10 protein-coding genes are annotated in these 17,656 nt (G+C 69.7%); 4 read left to right on the forward strand and 6 right to left on the reverse strand.

Going from position 1 to position 17,656, the window contains the following annotated elements; all coding sequences use genetic code 11:
* The first annotated feature begins 70 nt into the window (after positions 1-70).
* From HPO96_RS24360 to HPO96_RS24375, 4 genes are read left to right on the forward strand one after another with little or no spacing between them, the layout of a single operon-like run.
* A complete protein-coding gene (locus HPO96_RS24360) occupies positions 71-1,744 on the forward strand; it encodes an ABC transporter transmembrane domain-containing protein (protein ID WP_202886349.1) in 1,674 nt (557 codons plus the stop codon).
* Complete coding sequence (locus HPO96_RS24365) at positions 1,741-3,492, forward strand: ABC transporter transmembrane domain-containing protein (RefSeq protein WP_171676337.1); 1,752 nt, start codon at positions 1,741-1,743, stop codon at positions 3,490-3,492. The genes HPO96_RS24360 and HPO96_RS24365 overlap by 4 nt, the downstream gene beginning before the upstream one ends.
* On the forward strand, positions 3,489-4,340 hold the full coding sequence (locus tag HPO96_RS24370; protein WP_171676339.1) for a class I SAM-dependent methyltransferase: 852 nt from the start codon (positions 3,489-3,491) through the stop codon (positions 4,338-4,340). Before HPO96_RS24365 ends, HPO96_RS24370 begins: the two co-directional genes overlap by 4 nt.
* Positions 4,341-4,375: 35 nt before the next feature.
* Entirely contained in the window at positions 4,376-4,627 is a 252-nt protein-coding gene (locus HPO96_RS24375) for a phosphopantetheine-binding protein (protein ID WP_171676341.1), read from the forward strand.
* Positions 4,628-4,673: 46 nt separating this feature from the next.
* Here HPO96_RS24375 and HPO96_RS24380 read toward each other — a convergent pair whose 3' ends face one another.
* Genes HPO96_RS24380 through HPO96_RS24405 form a run of 6 tightly spaced genes read right to left on the reverse strand, consistent with a single transcriptional unit; the run spans position 4,674 to position 17,643 of the window.
* On the reverse strand, positions 4,674-6,524 hold the full coding sequence (locus HPO96_RS24380) for an SIP domain-containing protein (protein WP_171676343.1): 1,851 nt from the start codon (positions 6,522-6,524) through the stop codon (positions 4,674-4,676).
* A gap of 9 nt (positions 6,525-6,533) precedes the next feature.
* Positions 6,534-13,682: a non-ribosomal peptide synthetase gene (locus HPO96_RS24385; RefSeq protein ID WP_171676346.1), complete on the reverse strand. Its 7,149-nt coding sequence runs from the start codon at positions 13,680-13,682 to the stop codon at positions 6,534-6,536.
* Positions 13,669-14,517, reverse strand: coding sequence for an ABC transporter ATP-binding protein (locus HPO96_RS24390; protein ID WP_171676348.1), 849 nt, complete (start codon positions 14,515-14,517; stop codon positions 13,669-13,671). Before HPO96_RS24390 ends, HPO96_RS24385 begins: the two co-directional genes overlap by 14 nt.
* Before the next feature lie 47 nt (positions 14,518-14,564).
* Positions 14,565-15,614 (reverse strand): FecCD family ABC transporter permease, encoded by a 1,050-nt coding sequence (locus tag HPO96_RS24395; RefSeq protein WP_171676350.1) that lies wholly within the window; start codon positions 15,612-15,614, stop codon positions 14,565-14,567.
* Positions 15,611-16,657, reverse strand: a complete 1,047-nt coding sequence (locus tag HPO96_RS24400; protein ID WP_337796789.1) for a FecCD family ABC transporter permease — start codon at positions 16,655-16,657, stop codon at positions 15,611-15,613. Before HPO96_RS24400 ends, HPO96_RS24395 begins: the two co-directional genes overlap by 4 nt.
* Complete coding sequence (locus HPO96_RS24405) at positions 16,654-17,643, reverse strand: ABC transporter substrate-binding protein (RefSeq protein ID WP_171676352.1); 990 nt, start codon at positions 17,641-17,643, stop codon at positions 16,654-16,656. Before HPO96_RS24405 ends, HPO96_RS24400 begins: the two co-directional genes overlap by 4 nt.
* Between the last annotated feature and the right edge of the window lie 13 nt (positions 17,644-17,656).

The following is a 17,656-nucleotide window of genomic DNA, read 5'->3' on the forward strand; positions in this document are numbered from 1 at the left end:
CACACCCACTTCTCTTGGGACGAGGTGACGATCACTGCCACAGCAATGAAGGTTAGGCTAACCTTGCGCCGTGCCGCCATCCATCCCTGCGATCCCGTGGGCGCCCGCCGATCCACCCGCCGTCCAGCCGTTCGCGGCCGATCCGGGGACCACAGCCGGCCGCTTTCTGCTGCGCGTAATCCTCTCCGTACGGCGGGTGACCGTCCCGGCCGCGCTGGCCGCGACCCTGTGGCAGGTCGGTGAGGCGGCGGTCCCGGTAGTGATGGGACTCGCAATCGACCGAGCGCTGTCCACCGGGGACGCGGGGCAGTTGGTGTTGTGGATCGGCGCATTGGTGGCCTTGTACGTCGGGCTGACGACAGCTGCGAAGTTCGCCGTCCAACTGACCGCGTACGCGATTCAGCTGCTGCAGCACCGCCTTCGGAGCACTCTGTCGACCGGCGTCCTGCATCCGGTCGCCGGCGGTGCCCACGCGCCGGACGGCGGCGTCGTCTCGCTGATGACCAACGACGTCGGCCGCATGGCCAACGGGGTCCAGTTGGTGATCATGCCGATCGCACGCGTTGTGACGATCGGATTCATCGCCGTCTCGCTGCTGACGACGCACTGGGTGCTCGGCCTTGCGGTGCTGGTCGGTGCGCCGGTGGCGGTGTGGTTGATGGGCGTGCTGAGTGAGCGGCTGTCGCGGGACACCCGCGAGTACCAGGGATTGCTGGCCACCACGGTCGGGATGGCCACGGATGTCGTGGCCGGCTATCGGGTGGTCAAGGGGATTCGCGCCGAGACGGAGGCGACCCGCAGGTACCAGCAGGCCAGCCAGGAGACGCTCGTCGGGGCCAAGCGCAACGCGGGTCTGCTGGGGCGGTTTCTGATGGGCTCCGGGGTGGTCACCGGCGTCTTCGTCGCAGCGGTGATGGGGCTGGCGGGCTGGTTCGCCGTGGACGGGCAGTTGAGTATCGGTGAGCTGATTGCCGCCGTCGGGCTGGCGCAGGCGTTGCTGCCGCAGATCCAGTCGATCGCGAACGACTCCATCCCCAACCTCGCCGGTTCGCGCGCGTCGTCCGCACGCATCCTGGATGCGCTACAGACGGAGGTTGTCGTGGCGCCTGAGGGGGACGACACGCCATCGGTGACGCAGCGGCCGGTGCTGGAGGTTTCCACGTCGAGCACGACGATTCGGGTCGAGCCCGGTGAGCTGGTCGGAGTGCGCACCGACGACGTGACCGCGGCCCGTGTCGCGGAGGCGCTGCTCGATCCGCGCGAATCCGGCAGCGAGGTCGTGGTGCGGCTGGATGGCATCGCGGCAGGTGACTTGAGTGCGCGGGACTATCGCGCCCGGGTCACCTTCACACCGCATCGGGTGACGCTGTTCAGCGGAACGATTCGCGACAATCTCACCGTCACCGCGGCCGCACCCGAGCTGGTGACCGCGGCGGTACGAGCGGCGGCCTGCGACGACTTCGCCGCCGATCTCGACCTCCCGGTCGGCGAGGACGGCAACCGTTTCTCCGGCGGTCAGCTCCAACGACTTGCGCTTGCCCGCGCCTTGGCGAGTGATGCACCGGTGCTGGTGCTGCACGACCCGACCACGGCGGTCGACTCGGTCACCGAGCACACGATCGCGGAGCGGCTGCGCGCCGTCCGCACAGGTCGCTCGACTTTGCTGATCACCTCGTCCCCGGCCTTGCTGAACAGCTGCGATCGGGTTGTCGACGTACCGGTCCGGGTTGGGGGAGTCGCGTGAGCCAGGTATCAGCAGCCCTGCCGGTCGCGAGCGGCCGGGAGACGGCCAGAGAGGTCTGGCGGCTCAGCCGTGGGCATCGCCTCCGGCTCGTCACCGTCGGAGTGCTGGGAGTCGCCAGCACTGCCGTCAACCTGATCCCGCCGATCATCATCGGATTCCTCGTCGACCGGGTGCGGGCCGGGACCGCCGACGCCGGCACCGTCCTGGTGGTCGCGGCCGCGATGGTGCTCTCGGCGATTCTCGGTGCGGCCGGGACCGCGGTGACGATCGTGCTCGCCACCCGCGTCTACCACACCATCCTGGCCGGGCTCCGCGAACAACTCGTCCGTCGCGCGATGACGCTCCCGCAGCATCTCGTCGAACGTGCCGGGACGGGCGATCTGATCTCCCGGACCAGCGACGACGTGACCGCCGTCGCCGATGCCGCGCCCGCGGTGATCCCCGCACTCACCGTCACGGCGTTCACCATCGTCGTGTCGCTGGGCGGGCTCGCGGCGCTGGAATGGCCGTACGCCGTCGCGTTCGCCGTCGTCCTGCCCGTCTACGTCCTCGTCATGCGCTGGTATCTGCGTATCGGCCCGCGGGTCTACGGCGCCGAGCGGGCGGCGATGAGCGCCCGCGCCCAGCAGATCCTCGAATCCCAGCGGGGCTACGCGACCGTGCTCGGGCTGGGGCTCACCGAGCAGCGGCACCGCAGCGTGCTGGACGCATCCTGGGGGGTCGCGGTGTGGACGCTTCGGGCGCGCGTCGTCCAGGCGATGCTCAGCCTGCGCCTGAACTTCGGCGAGTGTCTGAGCCTGGCCACCGTTCTCGTCATCGGCTTCGTCCTGATCGATTCCGGTGCATCCACCGTCGGCGCCGCGACCGCCGCGATGCTGCTCGTCCTGCGTCTGCTCGGTCCGATCAACGAACTGGTGTTCGTCGTCGACGACCTGCAGTCGGCCCTGGCATCGCTCAGCCGGATGATCGGAGTCGCCACGATTCCGGCGGAAGCAGACGAGCCGGCAGCGACCGCGGGGGCGGGCGTCGCGGTGCGGCTCAACGACGTCGCCTTCCGCTACGGCGACGGCCCCCGCCTGTTCGACAACCTCGTCCTCGACATTCCGGCCGGTCAGCGCACTGCTGTGGTCGGTTCGTCCGGGGCCGGTAAGACGACGCTGGCCGCCGTCATCGCCGGCATCCATCTCCCCGAGGACGGGACGGTGGCCCGGCCCGGCCGGACGACGTTGATCACCCAGGAGACGCACGTGTTCGCGGGCTCCCTGCGGGACAACCTCACGCTCGGCGCCCCGGCGGCCAGCGACGACGACATCCAGGCCGCGCTGGACGCGACCGGGGCGGCCGGTCTGCTCGACCTGCTGCCGGACGGCCTGAACACGACGATCGGTACCGGCGGATATCCGCTGACCGATGCGCAGGCTCAACAGCTTGCCCTCACCCGGCTCCTGCTCGCCGACCCGGAACTGGCGATCCTCGACGAGGCGACCGCCGAGGCGGGCTCCACCCACGCCGGGTTGCTGGACCGGGCCGCCGACGCGGTGCTCGACGGGCGCACCGGGCTGGTGATCGCACACCGCCTCTCCCAAGCCGCGACCTGCGACCGGATCGTCGTCATGGAGCACGGCCGGATCATCGAGAACGGCACCCATGACGAGTTGGTCGCCGCCGGTGGCGTGTACGGCGAGCTGTGGAGCGCCTGGGAAGCCGGACGAAACATGAACAACAAGGCAGGAAGGACTGGCTCATGACCGCAGACGTTGTCGGTACGCCGGACAACACGGCAGTACGGACCGCGTTGTGGCGCGCCCTGCACACGCAGGTGGACGAGCCGCCGCACGTCCTCGAAGACGTGCTGGGCGCGCGGCTGGCGCAGGACGACGACGGCTGGCGGGAGCGCGGGGACATGGTCCCCGGCGACTCACGGGGTAAGCGAGCCACGATCGTCGGCCGGGCGCGGCTGACCGAGGACCTGGTGGCGGAGGCCGCGAGCCGCGGCGTGGATCAGTACGTCGTCCTGGGCGCGGGTCTGGACACCTACGCGCAGCGGCACCCTGATTCGGGTGTGACGGTCTTCGAGATCGACCAGCCGGAGACGCAGGAGTGGAAGCGCGGCCGGTTGGTCGAACTCGGCTACGGGATCCCGGAGTCGCTGCGCCTGGTCCCGGTCGACTTCGAGGCGCACGACGACTGGTGGGAGCGGCTGCAGGCGGCGGGTTTCGACGCCTCCCGTCCCGCGGTGGTGTCCTGGCTGGGCGTCACGATGTACCTGACCGAAGAGGCTACGTCGGCGACGCTCAAGCAGGTGGCGAGTCTGCCGTCCGGTTCCGCGCTGATCCTGACGTACTTCCGGCATCTCGAGGATCTCCGGCCCGAGGACGTCCACATCCGCCGGATCTCCCGGGAGGGTGCTCGGCGGGCCGGTACGCCGTTCGTCAGCTTCTACAAGCCCGACGCGATGGCCGAGCTCGCGCGTCAGGCGGGTTTCGCGGACACCGAACACGTCTCGGCCGCCGGGCTGGCCGACCGCTACTTCGCCGGCCGCTCCGACGGCCTGCGGCCGTACAGCGGCGAGGAAATCCTGATCGCCACCGTTTGACAGTCATCGACACAGCAAGGAAACAAGGAGTTCTGATGAGTCTCACCACCGAGCAGTTGATCGCCGACGTCGCCGACGTGCTGTACATCCAGCCCACGGAGCTCGACTACGAGCTGAGCCTCCGCGACCAGGGGATGGACTCGGTCCGGCTGATGGACCTGGTGGAGCGGTGGCGGACCGCGGGCGTGGACCGGATCGACTTCATCACCCTGGCCGAGGACTCGCGCCTGGGGCACTGGATCGAGGTCATCGAGAAGCTCCAGACGGGCGAAGAAGTAGCTTCCTGACCCGGGGACAGGTGGGTGGTGCGGTCCCGAGGACCGCACCACACCCTCACGGGGCCAGTACGCGCAACGTGTTGCCCCAGCCCACGAGCGATGTCTCGACCACGGTCAGGCCGGCGTCGGCGATGACTGCCTCGAGTTCGTCCTTGGTGCGGTAGCCGGATCCGTGCAGTGTCAGCCGCAGGAGGTCGAGCTCCGCGTCGTGTTCGTCCAGCTCGCTGGGATCGAAGGTCGCCTCCACCAGCAGGAGCCGGCCTTCGGGGCCCAGGCTCGCGGCGGCCCGCTGCAGAATCAGCCGCGCCTCGGCGTCCGGGTGCTGTCCGAGCGTCTCGACGATCAGTACGGCGTCCGCGGGCTCGGTCTGCTCGAACACCGACTGCTCGACGATGCGGATCCGGTCGCGCCGGGTCTCGTCCGCGATGCTGGTCGGCAGGTCCTTGCGGAACCACGCCGCCGCGGTGGGGAGCGCCACGATCGTGACCGTTGCCTCGGGATGTGTCGCGGTCAGGTTGTCGGCGTGGATCCCGGCGCCGGTCGCATGGACGACGACCGTGCGGACGCCCGTGAGCGCGGGTGACTTCGCGAGCGGTTCGGCGAGGATCTGCACGAATTGGGACTTGTTCTCCAGCCGTTTGTGCTCGAACGACTGGTCGCGGCGGAGGGCGTCCCAGTCCTGGCCGGTCACCGACGCCAGCACCGGACGGTCGTGGCGAACGGCTTCTTCGAGGCCGTGGAAGGCCTGCGACATCCGGAAGTCGACGCCGTCGGCGACCAGGTGATCGAGGACGGCCTCGTTGGTGAGGAACTCGCCGGTCTCGGTCAGCTTGAATTCGTCGCCGTCGCGGTCCACGAGATCGATCGCCTGCAGGTACCGCAGGAACTTCGCGAGCGAACGCTCGTTCGCGCCGGTGTGCTCGGCGAGCGCCGCGACGGTGCGGACACCGCGGCTGATGCAGTCGCCGATGCCGAGGTTCGCGGCTGCCCGGATCGCCAGCGGCGGCAGCAACTCCGACATCTCGTGGAACTTGTCGAAGGCCTTTTCGTTGCGTTCCGGGTCCGGCAGGGCGGGGTCCTCGTCCAGCGCCACGACCTCGGCGCGCCGCCAGTAGCCGGTGAAGTCGATATCGGCCTTGTCGACACCGCGCTCCTCGATGAGGTACCGCCGCAGATCACGGACGATCGACTGTTCCCCGGCGAGCCAGGCGAACATCGAGCCGTCGCGCTGGGCACCCGCGCGGACCGCCTGCAGCAGCAGGGGCTCGGTACCCGCCGGGGCGCCGTTCCGCGCCACCCAGGTCACCTGGACGCCGGGGCGGGCCGGGAAGTCGAGCCGGTGCGCCTCCTCGGCCACCTCGATGTAGACCTCGGCCTGCGCCTCGCCGGGCAGCTCCGCGAGTAACCGGTCGATCGCCGGGATGGCCGTGTCGTCACCGACGACGAGGTGCCAGTCGTACCCTTCGGCCGAACCGTTCGAGACCGATGGCCCACCGACGTGCAGACGATCACCCGGGTTCGCCCGGTACGCCCAGGTCGTGGCGACGCCGACGCCGTGTTTCACGAAATCGATGTCGAGCTCCCGCATCTGCGCGTCGTACCGCCGGACCGTGTAGACCCGCCAGAGCGCCGGCGGGTCGGACGGCCACCGGTACTTGCCGTCCTGGTACGCCGGGAGTACCGGCTCGCTCTCGCCGGGGTACGGGAAGATCAAGCGGACGTTGTCGTCGAACCCGTCGCTCGCGAACGCGGGGAACGCCGTACCGTCGGCTGCGGTGAACGCGCCCAGCTGATCACCGGTCAGCGTGATCCGGCGCAGCCCGGGAGTGACGTCGACGACCCGGGCCACCTCCAGCTCGCGCAGGACGATGGCGTGGACGACGGTTGGGCGGGCGCGACGCGGCACGGCGACTCCTCAGACCTGAACTTGAGATTGGCGACCTAGAGCGTCGCACAGAGCGGTGGCTGCTTCTTCCGCGAAGCCCAGAAGGGTGATCGTCGTCGCTTCCGGGGTGAGGTGATATCGGATCACCGCGCGATACAGCTGCTCGGTGCCCTCGGGGCTTGGTGAGCCGGCCGGTCCGTAGATCCGCGTGACCAGGGCCGCGGGAGAGGGTGCCCGGCGCAAGGCTCGGCGTCCGGCCTTGTTGTGGTAGCGCAGTAGCGCCAGCTCGGTGGTTCGGGTCGGCTCCGCCGCGTCGAGCGCGACGGTGGCGGCCGCGGTGAACGGACCCACCGGACTGTCGAGAGCCAGCGGCACATCTTCATCGACCACCCCGCCGATCCGCTCGGCAATCCCGGTCGAGTGGAGCGCCACGCGGATCGCTGTGGTGATGGCTTCTTCGGTCCGGTAGCTGTCGCACTGGAAGGAAGAGATGTTGCCCGAAGCAAAGACGTCTTCGTCGACCGCCTGTGCTCGGGTGAGCAAGCTCTTCCACTGGTCGAGGCCGTCGGTGGTGGTCGCCTCGCCGGCTGCTTCGAGGGCTTCGAGCGCGGGAACGAGCCGCAGTGGGGGAGACCCGGGGTGTTGCAGCGCCGTCGCCAGTTGGTGCAGCGATGACCGGTCGACGACGGCCGCGTGGACGGCGAGTACGGCGACCGTCCGCGTGTGCGCGAGCGCTACCGGCTGACCGGCCGTGAGGTCGATGAGCTCGACGGCGGCCGGCCTGAGGGCGTCGATGTCCGCCAACTCCACGATCTGAGGCTGGACTGTCTCGGCGGGGAGGAGATGGGTGAACCACAGCCGCCGGCTGGACGCGTCCACCGAGAGCCGCAGCGCGTCCGTGATGGCGACGAGTGCGCGGAAGGCCGCGTCGATCGACTCACTCGTCGAATCCGGCGGCAGGTCGATGAACTCGGTGAAGACGTACTCGGCGGGCGCCGGGTCGGCTTCGCGAAGACGCTCCAGAGCAGCGGAGGTCGGAACCAGCACCGGCTCAGCCGGCCCGGCGTCGAGCGTCAAGAGCGCAGCGAGGGCGCCGATGGTGCGCTGCGCGAAGACGTCGGACAGTTTCAGCGTCAGATCGTGCTCCCGCGCGGCGGCGACGATCCGGGCCGCGGAGATACTGTCGCCGCCCAGGCGGAAGAAGTCGTCGTCCACGCCGAACTCGGTGTCGAGGTGGAGTACCTCGCGGAAGACCCCGGCGAGAGCGATCTCGGTGTCGGTTTCGGGTGGCCGGCCGGCGGTTGCCCCGGCTGCCAGGTTCGGTTCCGGTAACGCGCGACGGTCCAGCTTTCCGTTGGCGGTCACGGGGAATCGGTCCAGCGGCGTGAAGGTGGTGGGGACCATGTACTCCGGCAGCGACTGGGCGACGTAGTCACGCAGTGCTTCGGTGTCTTCGGTGCCGGTGATGTAGGCCGCGAGGTACTTGCCGCCGGCTGGGTTGTCCAGCGCGACGACGGCCGCACCTGATACGGCGGAATGCTGTTCGAGGACGGCGCGGATCTCGTCGAGCTCGATCCGGTTGCCGCGGATCTTCACCTGGTCGTCGCTCCGACCGAGGTACTCCAGCTGTCCCTGGGCGTTCCACTGCACGACGTCGCCGGTGCGATACAGCCGGGCGCCGTCGGCGCTGAACGGGTCAGCCACGAATCGGTCCGCGGTCAGGCCCGCACGGGCGACGTACCCATCGGCGAGTTGGACGCCGCCCAGGTAGAGCTCACCGGCCACACCGACCGGCACCGGACGCAACCAGCTGTCCAGGACCTGCGTGGTCGTGTTCGCGACCGGTACGCCGATCGGCACTCCGGTCGCATCAGCAAGCTGAACCGCCTGGTGCGCCGTCACGTCCACGGCAGCTTCGGTCGGTCCGTAGAGGTTGTGCAGTTCGGCGTTGTCGAACAGCTCAACGGCGCCGGCAGCGGTCGACCCGGGCAGCGCCTCGCCGGAGCAGAACACCCGGCGGACCGAACGCACCGACGTCCGGTCCGGGGCGGAGGCGAGGAAGGCAGCCAACATCGAGGGCACGAAGTGCGTGACGGTCACGGCGCGCCGAGCGATCACTTCGAGCAGGTACTGCGGATCCTTGTGGCCGCCGTCCTGCGCCACGACCAGGACCGCGCCGGTGATCAGCGGGAGGAAGAACTCCCACACCGACACGTCGAAGGTGAACGGGGTCTTCAGCAGCACGCGATCCGTCGCGCCGATCTGGTAGTCGTCGCGCATCCAGTGCAGGCGATTGACGATGGCCTGGTGGTTGACCTGAACGCCTTTGGGGCGGCCGGTGGTGCCGGAGGTGAAGATCACGTACGCGGCGTCCGTCGGGAGCAGCGGACGGGTGAGCTGTGGTGGGTCGACCAGCTCGGCGCCGAATTCGTCGAGGTGCTGGTCGGTGAGCACCACGCGTGGCTCGGCGTCCGCAAGGATGTGCTTGACACGCTCGGCGGGATAGTCGGGGTCGATCGGCACGTACGCGGCGCCGGCCCGAATCACCCCGGCCAGCGCGATCACCAACTCGGGCGAGCGTGGCAAGGCGACCGCGACCCGATCCCCGACCTGCACGCCCTGCTCGATGAGCCGGTGGGCGAGCGCGTTGACCCGCGCGTCGAACTGGCGGAACGTGAGATCGGCGCCGTCGTCGGCCAGGACCGCGACGGCGTCCGGGCTCGCTGCGGCTTGCCGGCGGACCAGCTCGTCGAGTGTCGCGGCCGGGACCTTGACCGGCGCACCGTGTGACCAGCCGTCGATCTGCTGCGATTCCTCGGCAGGTAGCAGATCCAGCTCGCCGACGCGCTGCGCCGGATCCGAAGTGATTGCCGCCAGCACCGACTTGAAGACGGCGACGAACCGCTCCGCGGTGGTGTCGTCGAACAGGTCGGTCGCGTACGCGAGCCGCCCGCTCAGCCCGGCGTCCGCATCGAAGATATCGAGGTCGAGATCGGTCTTGACCGCGCCCACCGACACCGGAGTCGAGGTGGTCTCGATCCCGGCGAGGCGCAGGCCGCTCGCCCGGCCGCCGCTGACGACGCGGTGGGTGAGCATCGTCTGGAACAGCGGGTTCCGGCCGACGGAACGGCCGGTGCCCAGCGTGCGGGTGATCTCCTCGAAAGGCGCGGCCTGGTGCTCGAACCCGCCGAGCACCGATCGTCTGGTGTGCTGCAGGACGTCGGCGATCGTGTCCCCGGCCTGGAATCGATGGCGGATCGGCAGCGTGTTCACGAAGTACCCGACCAGCGCCTCCAGGCCGTCCTCGGTGCGTCCGCCGACCGGTGAGCCGATCAGCACATCCGGACCGGCGCCCAGCGCCGAGACGGTCAACGCGGTCGCGGCCTGGAGCGTCATGAACATGCTCACGCCCTGCGCATCCGCAACCTGGCGCAAACCGGTCGCCACCTGCGGATCGATGCTGAAGCGCAGATCCGTACCGCGGTAGGTCGGATTGACCGGCCGGGGCCGGTCCAGCGTGATCGTCGACTCCTCGGGCGCATCCGCGAGGACTTCACGCCAATAGGCGAGATGTCCGGAAAGTGGCGACTGCGGATCCGAGGCCGCACCCAGGACATCGCGTTGCCAGATCGCGTAGTCCGCGTACTGCGCCGGGAGCGGCGTCCAGCCCGGCTCGTGCCCGGCGGCCCGCGCCTGGTACGCAGTCGACAGATCGCCCAGCAGGGACGGGAACGACCATTCGTCCACCGCGTGGTGATGGACCGCGACCACGAACACCCATTCGTCATCGCCTGCGCGGAGCAGCGCGACCCGGATCGGGAGGTCGACCGCCAGATCGAAACCGGCGCGCACCACCGCGCGCACTCGGGCCTCAACGCCCGTGGCGTCGTCCTCGACCAGCAGCGAGAGCCGGTCGGCCGCTTCCTGTGCCGGTACGACGACCTGGGTGAGCGTGCCGCCGTTCTCGACCAGGAGCGTGCGCAGCGCCTCGTGCCGAGCCACCACGTCGCGGGCCGCCAGGACCAGGGCGTCAGGATCCAGTTCGCCGCGCAAGCGCAGGACCACCGGCACGACGTACCGCGCACCCGCTGCACCCAGCTGATCGATCAGCCAGAGTGCCTGTTGCCCGTAGGAGACCGGAAGGACGGCTGGGCGGGGTAGCTCGCCGACTCGCGTTGAGGGTGTCGCGGTGCTGGTGTCGGCGAGCTGGGCGAGTTCGCTGATCCGCGGGTGATCGAAGACGTCGCGCAAGGTCAGTGCGGTGCCCAGGACCGCGTTGGCGCGGGCGACTACTCGGGCGGCGAGTAGTGAGTGCCCGCCGATGCGGAAGAAGTCGGTGCCGACGCCGAGTTCGGTGTCGAGGCGCAGGACGTCGCGGAAGATGTCGGCGAGGGCGAGCTCGGTGGCGGTCTCCGGTGCGCGGCTGTCGGTGGCTCCCGCGGTCAGGTCCGGTTGCGGGAGTGCGCGGCGGTCCAGTTTTCCGTTGGGGGTAACGGGGAATCGGTCCAGGTGGGTGTAGGTCGTGGGGACCATGTAGTCCGGGAGCGATTGTTCGAGGTGCGCGCGCAGTTCGTCGGTCGGCACGGCGTCGCCGGTCACGTAGGCGGCGAGGTACTTGCCGCCCGCGGGGTGGTCGAGGGCGACGACTGCCGCGCCCGATACCGCTCGGTGTTGTTCGAGGGTGGCGCGGATCTCGGCGGGCTCGATGCGGTTTCCGCGGATCTTGACCTGGTCGTCGCTGCGGCCGAGGCATTCGAGCTGTCCTTCAGCGTTCCAGCGCGCGAGGTCACCGGTGCGGTAGAGCCGGGTTCCGTTGTCGCCGGCAACGAACCGTTGCGCGGTGAGGGCTGGGTTGCCCAGGTATCCGTCGGCGAGCTGGACGCCGCCGAGGTAGAGCTCTCCGGTCACTCCGGCAGGCACCGGGCGCAACCAGGCGTCGAGGATGTGCGCGGTGGTGTTGGCGACCGGGGCGCCGATCTCGAGGCGTCCGGTGGTGGCGTCGCCGGTGACTTCGGTGGAGCCGTAGAAGTTGTGCAGCTCGGCTTGTGGTGCGGCGAGGTGCATGGCGTCGGCGCTGGCTCGGGTGAGTGCTTCGCCGGAGGAGATCCAATGCTTGAGCGTCGGCAACGGAGCGTCGTGCCGGACGAGGACGTCGGCGAGGCTGGGCACGGTGAGCAGGTGGGTGACGCCGTGCCGGCCGATGGTGTCGAGCAGCGCAGTCGGGTCCTGCGCGGTCTCGGTCGGTACGACGATGACCTGGGAGCCGGCGGTCAGCGGGCCGAAGAGTTCGGTGACGGCGTCGACGAAGCCGAGGCCGCTCTTGGCGAGGGCGACGTCGTCCGGTCCGTAGCCGAGTAGTTGCCGGCCCCAGGTGAGGCGGTTGACGAGGGCGCGGTGGGAGAGCGTGGCGCCTTTGGGGTTGCCGGTGGTGCCGGAGGTGAAGATGACGACGGCTGCGTCGAGGTCGTTCAGTGGCCGCTTCAGCATCGGTGCCGTTTCCGCGCTGGCGTCCGGTACTTCGGTGATGACTGCTGCGGGTGCGGCGACGTCGAGGATGTGTTCGATGCGATCTGCGGGGTACTCCGGATCGATCGGCACGTAGGCCGCTCCGGCGCGCAGGACGCCGGCCAGCGCGACGACCAGATCGACCGAGCGGGTCATCGCGACGGCGACCCGGTCCCCGACCTGCACGCCCTGATCGACCAGGAGGTGGGCCATCGCGTTCACGCGGGAGTCGAACTCGCCGTACGTCAGCCGAATGCTGTCATCAGCGGCGACGAGAGCGATCCGGTCCAGGTTCGCCGCGCTCTGTCGGCGCAGCAGCTCATCGACGGTGGTGCCGGAAACCTCGAGCGCTTCGCCGCGCGTCCAGGACGGATCCGGGCCTTCGGCGTCCGGCGCGAATTCGGCGCGCACTTGGTACAGGGTTCGGGTGGGAGAGCCGTCGACGACTGCGTCGAGGAAGCGGCCGAGTCGGTCGGCGTGCACGAGCGGATCGCCGGCGGCGGCGCCGGAGGACAGCTCCAGCCGGATCCCCGCGTCGCGGTTGCGGTGGATGACGAGGTCGAGGGATCCGACCGGGCCGCTGCTGACTCGTTCGGTGATCACGCCGGTTTCGCCCAGGCGCGGCGCCGACTCGAAGAGTTTGATGTTGATCGTCGGCAGCGCGAGATAGGAGGCCTGGCCGCCGGGCCAGGAGCGGGCGATCTGGTGGTCCTCGGCCGCGATGTGCCGGCGGGAGGTCTTCAGCTGCCCGGCGACGATCTCGAGCACGTCCGCGACCGTGTGGTGTGGGCTGAGCTCGGTGACGATCGGCATCGATCGGGAGATCGCGCTCGGCGTTTTCAGCGCCTCGCGATCGTCGCGCAGCATCAGCGGGACCCGGACCGCGACGAAGTCCCGGCCGTCGGCGAGGGCGGTGTAGACGCCCCACAGCGCGATCAGGGCGTCGGTCCAGGAAACCCGCGCGGCGCGGGCGAACTGCTGAACTCGCGGATAGAGGTCGTCCGGGACCGGGACGGACACCGGCCGGCTGGAGGAGGCGAAGAGATCGGCGACGTCCTCCGCCGCCAGGCTCTCGTGGCCGGCGCTCTCGATCTCCAGGACGCCGCTCCAGTAGGCGACGTCGGCCGCGGCCGCCTCCTGCTGTTCGGCGCCCAGGACGTTCTTCAACTCGCCGAACCAGCGCACCGGGACCGGCTCACCGGCTTGGGCGGCAGAGTAGACGTCGGCGACGCGGCGGATGAAGAGAAAGATGCTGTAGCCGTCGACGAGCAGAATGCTGGTGACCAGGATCCAGGCCCAGGTCCCGTCCGCGCGGCGGACCAGCGTCGAGCTCGTCGCGGGCTCCCCGGCAGCCGCCGTCCCAGCGAGCTGTTCGCGGGCCAGCGCCCGGACCTGATCGTCGTCCTGACCGGCGTCGACGATCTCGGTCGAGAGCGTCGCGGTGGCGTCGACGTACTGGAACGGGACGCCGTCGTCGGCGCCGAACCGGGCCCGGAGGGTGTCGGTCTCGGCGAAGACGGTGCTGATCGAGGACGCGAGCAGAACCGGGTCGATCGGGCCGTCCAGCCAGACCAGACGGCCCGCACAGAACACCGAGGACTCCGGAGCGAGGCTGCGCGCTCCCCAGTTGCCGCGCTGGCTCGCGGTCAGCGGCAGACGATCAAGAGCCGTCAACGGAAGCACCCTCACCCTTCTTGAGCTTCGCCGGGCGGTCCCGGCCCAGCGGTACGACGGACGGCGTACCGGCGACCGGATCGGGGACGACGAGGCAACGCAGTCCGAAGACCTCGTGGACGAGGTCGGCGGTGACGATCTCGGCCGGCGCGCCTTCGGCGACGACCTGGCCGTCCTTCATCGCGATCAGGTGCGTGGCGTAGCGAGCGGCGTGGTTCAGGTCGTGCAGGACGGCTACCAGGGTGTGGCCGACGTGGTGCAGGTCGGTGAACAGCTCCATCAGCTCGATCTGATGGGTGATGTCGAGGAAGGTGGTCGGCTCGTCGAGCAGCATGATGTCGGTGTGCTGCGCGAGCGCCATGGCCACCCAGACCCGCTGGCGCTGGCCGCCGGACAACTCGTCCACCAGCCGGGCGGACAGGTCGGTGACCGAGGTTTGGCGCATCGCCCTCAGCACGGCCTGCTCGTCGGCCTCGGTCCACTGCCGCACGAACCCCTGATGCGGATACCGGCCCCGCGCCACCAGATCGCCCACGGTGATGCCGTCGGGGGCGATCGAGCTCTGCGGCAACAGCCCGACCCGCCGCGCCACCTCCTTGGTCTTGAAGGAGTTGATGTCGGCGCCGTCCAGAACGACCTGCCCGGCCGAGGGTTTCAGCAGCCGGGACAGGCCGCGGAGCAGGGTGGACTTACCGCACGCGTTCGGGCCGACGATCACCGTGAACGACTCGTCGGGGATCGCCACCGACAGCTCCCGGGAGATGACGCGTTTGTCGTAGCCGATCGTCGCCGACTCCACGTGCAGCCGGGAGTCGCTCGGGGACGGAGTTGACATGGCTGTGTCTCCCGCTGCCGCAAGGCCGTTGATGCTGGTGGGGGTGCTCACAGGCGTCTCCTGGCTTCGGTGATCAGCAACCAGCCGAGGTAGCCGCCGCCGAGTATGACGGTGACGATGCCGACCGGCAACGGAGTTGGTGCGACGTGCTGGGCGAGGTAGTCCGCTGCCAGACAGAGCAGTGCGCCGATCAGGGCGGCCGGAGCGAGCGTGATTCCGGCGCTGCGGGTGAGCCGGCGTCCGATCTGCGGGGCGACCAGCGAGATGAACGCGATCGGGCCGGACGCGGCGGTCACCGTCGCCATCAGCGCCACTCCCAGCACCATCAGCCCGAGCCGAACCGCGGAGACCCGGATGCCGTGGGCGGCGGCCGCGTCGTCCCCCAGCTCCAGTTGCCGCATCGGCCGGCTCGACAGCGCGGCCAGCAGCAGGAGGACGGCGATACAAGCGCCGCCGAAGGCGACCTGGCCCCAGGAGACGCCGTTCAGCGACCCGGCGCCCCAGGTCGCGGCGGCCATCGCCTGATCCAGGTCGGCTTTGAGGATCAGCCAGGTGTTGGCCGAGGCGAGCATCGCCGAGATGGCGATGCCGACGACGATCAGGCGGAACCCCTGCACACCCCGCCGGTAGGCGAGCAGATACACGGCGAGGGCGGTCGCGACACCGCCGATCAGCGCGCCGCCGACCAGCTGCCAGTAGGTGCCGTTGACAACGAGGATCACGATCAGGGCGCCGGTGTAGGAGCCCTGGGAGAACCCGATGACGCCGGGGTCGGCGAGCGGGTTGCGCAGCGTCGACTGGAAGACTGCCCCGCTCACGCCCAGCGCGGCGCCGAACACCAGCGCCGCGGCTACTCGCGGGAGCCGCCACTCGACCACGATGTCCCGGACGAGCCCGGTCGTCTCGCCGGTCAGCGCGGAGATCACCTGGCCCGGACCGAGCTGGAACGATCCGGTCATCAGAGCGAGCACCGCCGTACCGGCGATTGCCAGCACGAGGACGGCGCAGACGACGACTGAGCGCCACTCGACCCGTACGGCGACGTTGCGGCGCCGCAGCACCATGACCCGCCGTCCGAAGTCCACCCGCGTGCTCATAGCCCGCTCGCTTTCTTCTGCCGCACGAGCGCGATGAGCACCGGGGCGCCGACGAAGGCGGTGACGATGCCGACGGGGAGCTCGCCGGGCCGCATCACGACCCGCCCGAGAATGTCGGAGACGAGCAGCAGGCTCGGGGCGAGCAGCACGCTGTAGGCGAAGATCCAGCGCTGGTGCGGGCCGACGATCCAGCGGGCGACGTGCGGGACCATCAGCCCGATGAAGCTGATCGGACCGGCGATCGCGGTGGCGCCGCCGGAGAGCAGGGTCAGTGCGATGATCGCGAGGATTCGGGTGCGCACCAGCTGGACGCCCTGAGCGGCGGCCACCTCGTCGCCGAGGGCCATCGCGTTCAGCGGGCCGGACACCAGGAAGGCCAGGACGAGCCCGATCGCGAAGAACGGCAGGATCGGCCAGATCAGCTCGAGTGGGCGGCTGACGACCGAACCGGCGTTCCAGGAGCGCATTGCGTCGAAGGCATCCGGATTGGTCAGCTCGAGGGCCGAACCGGCGCCGCCGAGCACCGAGCCGACGCAGAGACCGGCAAGCACCATCATGACCGGTGATTGGCCGCGCCGGGTCGACCCGAGCGCGAGCACCATCAGCGTGACGATCAGCGTCCCGCCGAACGCGAACCACATGTAGCTCTGGATGTCGCGGATGCCGAGCAGCGCGATGGCGACCGACACCGCGAAGGAGGCGCCCGCGTTCAGCCCCAGGATGCCCGGATCGGCCAGCGGGTTCCGGGTCAGTGCCTGGATCAGCGCCCCGGCGACACCGAGCGCGATCCCGACGACCAGCCCGGCGACGGTGCGCGGCAGCCGGAAGTCCCGGATCGCGAACTGATCGATGTCGGCCGTCGGATCGAACAGCGCCTTCCACACCACGGCGGGGCTGATGGAGGTCGACCCGATCAGCACGCTAGCCACCAGCAACACCAGGAGCAGCACGAGCGCGAGGAGCAGGCCGATCAGCCGACGCCGCGATCCGGACACCGTGACGGCGCCCGGATCGACGGGTCGGCGCAGGGTGAGAGCTGTCACTTCTTGGCGGGCAGGGTCGCCAGCGCCTTGTCGAGCGAGTCGAGGTACCGCAGAACGGCGCCGTAGGAGTTGTTACCCGGGCAGAAGACGCCGAGCGCGCGACCCGACGTCACGGTCGGCAGCGCCTTCCAGGTGTTCGTCGCGACCACCGGCGCGAAGACCTGGGTCGCCTGGCCCTTGTCGTCGGCGGGGTAGGTGATCACGTCGTACTGCGACAGCTTCGAGAGCTGCTCGAACGGCAGCGACTCGTAGGCCAGCGGGTCCTTGCCGGCCGGCGCCTTGGGGAAGTTCAGGCCGACGTCGTCCTGGGCGATCTCGACACAGCCGATGTCCCCGATGACGTACGTCCCGGGGTCGGAGTTCGAGTAGCGGTCCAGGTTGACGAACTTGGTGTTCTTGATGACGTCGGCGTACGTCTGCTTCATCTTGGCGACGTCACCCTCGAACTCCGCCTTCTGCTTGCCTAGGGCATCCTTCACGTTCCCGGCTTCGCCGAGCCCCTCGGCGAGTGCCTTCCACTCGGTGTCGAGCCCCCAGAAGACGGTCGGCGCGATCGTGGTGAGCTGCTTCTCCATCTTCTTGAACTCGGCGTCGGGGATCTGCACCAGGATCAGGTCCGGCTTCAGCGCAGCCACCTTCTCCAGGTCGACCTCGTCGCCGAGGTTCTCGGCCTTCTCCCAGGTCGCGCGCTGCTCCGGCGGCAACAGGGCGAGATCCGAGTCGGGCACCCCGGTGACGCCCACCGGCTTGCCGCCCATGTCGATGAACGGCAGGTCCGTGTTGCCGATCGTGACGACGCGCTGCGGCGCGGCGGGGATCGTGACGGCGCCGTTGGCGGCCGTGACGGTTCGGGTCTCGGCGGCCTTGTCGCCGGTCGCGGCGCCGGACTTGTCGTCGCCTCCGCCGCAGGCCGTCAGGACGAGCGCGAGGCTCAGGACCGCGGCGGCCGCGGCTGCGCCGCGTCGCTTCAGGGGTGTCGTGGTCATGGGTGTGCTCTTT

Source organism: Kribbella sandramycini, assembly GCF_013131805.1.
GTDB lineage: Bacteria > Actinomycetota > Actinomycetes > Propionibacteriales > Kribbellaceae > Kribbella > Kribbella sandramycini.